Origin of the sequence: Brevundimonas sp., assembly GCF_016463485.1 — a bacterium.
In the GTDB taxonomy this organism is placed as follows: domain Bacteria; phylum Pseudomonadota; class Alphaproteobacteria; order Caulobacterales; family Caulobacteraceae; genus Brevundimonas.
Window position 1 is genome coordinate 1 of the sequence record NZ_JAEMRD010000200.1, and the last position, 4,437, is coordinate 4,437.

Annotated in this window: 5 protein-coding genes; all 5 read right to left on the reverse strand. The window is 60.6% G+C overall.

Features of this window, described 5'->3' with window-relative positions; genetic code table 11:
• Window positions 1-259 (reverse strand): hypothetical protein (locus JHC99_RS17605; protein ID WP_292155964.1); only part of this gene is annotated, 259 nt, incomplete at its 3' end.
• Between the two features lie 333 nt (window positions 260-592).
• Window positions 593-1,195 (reverse strand): 7-cyano-7-deazaguanine synthase, encoded by a 603-nt coding sequence (locus JHC99_RS18835; RefSeq protein WP_366927852.1) that lies wholly within the window; start codon window positions 1,193-1,195, stop codon window positions 593-595.
• On the reverse strand, window positions 1,177-2,367 hold the full coding sequence (locus tag JHC99_RS17610; protein ID WP_292155965.1) for a PfkB family carbohydrate kinase: 1,191 nt from the start codon (window positions 2,365-2,367) through the stop codon (window positions 1,177-1,179). The genes JHC99_RS18835 and JHC99_RS17610 overlap by 19 nt, the downstream gene beginning before the upstream one ends.
• A 429-nt stretch (window positions 2,368-2,796) precedes the next feature.
• Window positions 2,797-3,510, reverse strand: a complete 714-nt coding sequence (locus tag JHC99_RS17615) for a hypothetical protein (protein ID WP_292155966.1) — start codon at window positions 3,508-3,510, stop codon at window positions 2,797-2,799.
• A gap of 283 nt (window positions 3,511-3,793) precedes the next feature.
• Window positions 3,794-4,437, reverse strand: a 644-nt coding sequence (locus JHC99_RS17620) for a TCP-1/cpn60 chaperonin family protein (RefSeq protein WP_292155967.1), incomplete at its 5' end; no start/stop codon positions are given.

The following is a 4,437-nucleotide window of genomic DNA, read 5'->3' on the forward strand; positions in this document are numbered from 1 at the left end:
CCGCATCCCGCGCCGCCGCCCGCTGGCCCGCCGCCTCCCGCGCGGCCGCCCGCGCCTCCGCCGCCACGCGCGCCTCTTCGTCCACCTCGTCCCAGGCCGCGTCCGCCTTCAGGGCGATGTCCTTCTTGCGCCAGCCCCCCGCCTTGGCGCGAAAGCCGATGGTCCGCACCGCCGGCCCGTATTTGACCGACAGCCATTCCGCCGTCGCCCCGGCCGAGAACTCGATCTCGATCCGTTTCCAGACCCGTTCCCCGGCCACGAAATACCCGGTCCGATGTCGCTTCTGCCCCTCCGGCCCCGGATCCTCGCTCCGGTGAGAGGTGACCACAGAGCGCCTGAGACGCCCGCTCGTCTGTGATGTGTTTTCCATCCCCGCATTATCAGGGGCGCGCAGACCAAGGCGCGTTCGCGCCCGTCATTTTCCTGCAGGCCCTTGAAAAGGCACAGGTTGAGGTGCGGTCATTGCGCTAACAGCGGCCCGATACCCATCAGATTGGCGGTGTTGGCGGTTTACGTCCGGGAGAGATTGCAGTCCGCGGATTTTGGGCGGGAGAAGGTGGGAGACTGCATTGGCTGCAAACTCCCACCCAACTCAGCTCGCCGAATCTAGCGTCGCTCGAACTTCAATGTGTTTGTTGCAGCCCCGGCATTCTCCGCAGCCGACATCACTGGCGTGGCATGAAATTGTCCAGCCCAGTAAATCGCGACTGATCCCGCTTTGTCGAATAAGCTGCTCGGACGACATAGAGATCGCCGGTGCCGACACCCGGATCAATGATCGCTGCGCTTCCAACAAACCGTTGAATGATGCGATGAACTTGGGCGTACCGTCCGAGTGTTCAGAATCCGACCCAACGGTCCCGATAAACACCTCTCCGGCCCCCACGCGCTCCAACCTCATAACCGCGAGCGTCAGGAGGAGTTGATTGCGCAACGGCCACCACTCAGGCGCGACTGAGGGTCTCTGCGCCGCCTGGCTCATAGTTCCCAGCCCAAGTCCCCGGGTATCTGTCACAACGACCTCGTGAGGAATGCCCAAGTGACCCGCAATGGCACGAGCCGCCCGCATCTCTCCCGCCGCCGGGATTTGCCCGTAATCAACGGAGATCGCTAAATCCGGCTTGATCCAGTTGGCTAAGGCGGCTGAGTCCATCCCTCCGGAAAGCAGCAACGCTCTCACGAACGCGTTGCCCACGAAGCTTGATAAATCGCACTAGCAAAGTCGTTGGACACTTGGCACCCGGTGCCTTCGAGCATCGTCATATCGGCGGGACGCCCATTTTGGCTGAGCGCCACGACAGGGATGCCCAAGCTAACGGCGTATCCAATCTCAAACAGAGTTCCAGGGTCGCCACCGCTCGCGATGGCCAAAACCGCGGTCGAATTCTTAAGCGCCTCAAGGTCAGCGGCAGCCACTGAATGGGGTTTGCCCAAGCCAATTTCGTGGAACGGCGAGAATGGCTTTGAGCCGACCTCCCAAAGAGCTCGAGCTGCCTCTTCAACCAGCCATAGGTCTGCAAGCGAAAAGAATGGACTGGCTATATATACCTGTCCCTGAGGCTCCCCGGTGAGCGGCTGCAAATAGCTCAGCTTGTCCGGTGCCAAGAGGCTTGGTGATCGGGTATCGCAGTAGCGAGCGGTGGATCGAGACGCGTAGTCCGCTGCTTCAAGCGCCCCCAGACCAAGCTTCGCCCATCCTTGGAAGAACGCCGCACTGAACATGTCGCCTGACCCGATTTTGTAAACTCGATCCGTGCGATATGGGGGAACCGAGCCTTGAAGCGTCGAGTGACTATAGATCCGCGCTCCAATCGCGCCCGCCTTCACGATGACGATCTCAGCGCCGGTACTTGCCGAGAGAGCTTGGACGCTTTGGAGTTCGTCACCGCCGTCCGAGAGGCGTCTAAGTTCGTGAGAATTCAGAACCAGGGCAAGCCGGCCAATTTTGTTATCTGAGCCTAGAAAGATTTTAGGATCGCTTCCCTGAGGGTCAAATACGACCAAGTCGGCTTCAACCTTCGCCCTCCCCTCAAGCATACCGAAAATCAAGATTTGTTCGGCCTGAACCTCAAGACCAAGAGCTTCTTGCGTTACGGGCCACGGACTGACCGTCGGTTTTGCTAAGGAGTGGAGGTATCGGAAGGTGATTCTTTCGGCGCGATCTACATTTCTGATCGTCACGCCCCCCGGTTCCAACGCCAGCCCTGCTGCTTCAGCATCACCCGCGAATAGGTATGTGTGCAGCACGACGGGCTCGCCTTGAGATGCGAGGGCTATTGCCGCGCGCCCAGCTGAACCGAAGATTTCGTCGACCCCAGCATCGACGCAGATTTCTTGGTAGACGCCCCCAACGACCACCGTGCTCATGGTGTCGCTCGCTCGATTCGGACGATAAAGATGCCTGAGTTGATGTTGGTGACAATCGCTACGTACTCATGGCCCGCCTGCATGCAGGCCAATAGCTGAGCAGCAAGAGACAGACCGATAAGAGAGCCTACACGGTAGCCCGCCGACGTATGAACCTCGAACGTCCGATTGTTAGGCCCGCCCAGACGAACCAAAAGCACAGCGCCCAAAGACAGTGCATTGGCATAGTCGCTGTCAGGCGAATGAATGGTGACGTTATTTATTAGGAGGTTGCATGGGTCAGAGCCCGGCGAACCTCCAATGCCACCGCCGCCGCCGGCACCTCCACTGCCGCCACCCCCTCCACCGCTGTAGTAGCTGCCGCCACCTCCACCACTTCCACCCATAAACTTCCCTCCGAATGAACTAGAGGTTTCGGATATCGGCGGTTCAAGTCAACCTTTGAATGATTCTTGGGCTGAATTCGCGCATGTGGTTCCAGATCACGGCGTCAAGAATGGAAGCCCGCGCTCCGAGACCTTTGGCGAAATCAAGGAACGTCGCCTCTAACTCATCGTAGTCTGCCACCAAGTCTACACGCGCCGGAAATAGCCCGATGGTTTGGCAAGCTCGAACAACGTGAATATCCAGAATGGCGACGTCGTCAGAGCCTAAGTGATTTCGAACTATCCAGCTCGCGGTTTTGGGCCCCACGCCCTTAAGTGTCTGGAGGTTACGCCGAAGAGTCTGAGCGTCCGTTGTTGCGAAACGGTCTTCACGGATCGCGGGAACGGCGAGCGCGAGACGTTCTGCACGCTGGCCCGGGAATCGATAGCGGGCAGATCGGCCTTCCACCATGGCCGGTTCAGACAGCAACCGAAAGATCTGGTTTTCAGAGGGGCTAGCGTCGCTGTACACGCCTTCATCTAGCAGGCGGCGGTGATACGCTTCGGCCAACTCTACTTTTACGCTAAAGCCGCCGAGTAGGCAGAAACCTACCTCTTCAACCAAGTCGCCACTTTCGCTGATGTACCCATGTGTGGGGTTGGCCGAGTCCTCAAGTTGAAGCGCCCAGTAAGCCGGACTGAACACCTCGGCAGGGCTGCCCCATTGGACCCCGGACACCACTTCTTGCGTTTCCGGCGGAAACTCTCGGGAACGCATCGATTCTCCGTCGAGCCATAATACCTGCTGCATGTCGCCCCCAACGGTCGTCCTAGGCGGCATTTTTTGCCCCCGGAGATGCGTTCTAACTTCGCTGGAGAGTGCAACTCGCAAGATACCTGCCAGCGAATTTTCGCGCTTAGAATCCTGTTCGCGGAAACCATCAAGCAGCAAAAAGGGCGGGCCCGTTTCCGGACCCGCCCTCTTCATTTCAGCCGGTGACTGAGCGCTGGACCCCGGCCTGCGCCGGGGCGTCCGGGCCGCGCGAGGGCCGCCCGTCCGTTTAGAAGTCCATGTCGCCCATGCCGCCCATGCCGCCGCCCATGCCGCCGCCGGCGCCGCCGCCCGAGCTCTTCTTCGGAGCATCGGCCACGGCCGCTTCGGTGGTGATCAGGATCGAGGCGACCGAGGCCGCGTCCTGCAGGGCCGTGCGGACGACCTTGGCCGGGTCGATCACGCCCATGGCGACCAGGTCGCCGTACTCTTCCGTCTGGGCGTTGAAGCCGTAGGTGAGCGAGGCGTTTTCCAGCACCTTGCCGACCACGATCGAGCCTTCGACGCCGGCGTTTTCCACGATCTGGCGGATCGGGGCCTGGATGGCGCGACGGATGATGGCGATGCCGGCGGTCTGGTCGGCGTTGTCGCCTTTCAGGCCTTCCAGCGCCTTGGTCGCCTTCAGCAGGGCGATGCCGCCGCCGGGGACGATGCCTTCTTCAACCGCGGCACGCGTGGCGTTCAGGGCGTCGTCGACGCGGTCCTTCTTTTCCTTCACCTCGACCTCGGTCGAGCCGCCGACGCGGATGACCGCGACGCCGCCGGCCAGCTTGGCCAGACGTTCCTGCAGCTTTTCCTTGTCGTAGTCCGAGGAGGTGTCCTCGATCTGCTTCTTGATCTGGCCGATGCGGGCCTCGATCTCATCCTTGCCGC

Coding starts and splice junctions, on each gene's coding strand:
- JHC99_RS17610 (WP_292155965.1), bottom strand. CDS start 2,367: ATGAGCACGGTGGTCGTTGGGGGCGTCTACCAAGAAATCTGCGTCGAT.
- JHC99_RS17615 (WP_292155966.1), bottom strand. CDS start 3,510: ATGCGTTCCCGAGAGTTTCCGCCGGAAACGCAAGAAGTGGTGTCCGGG.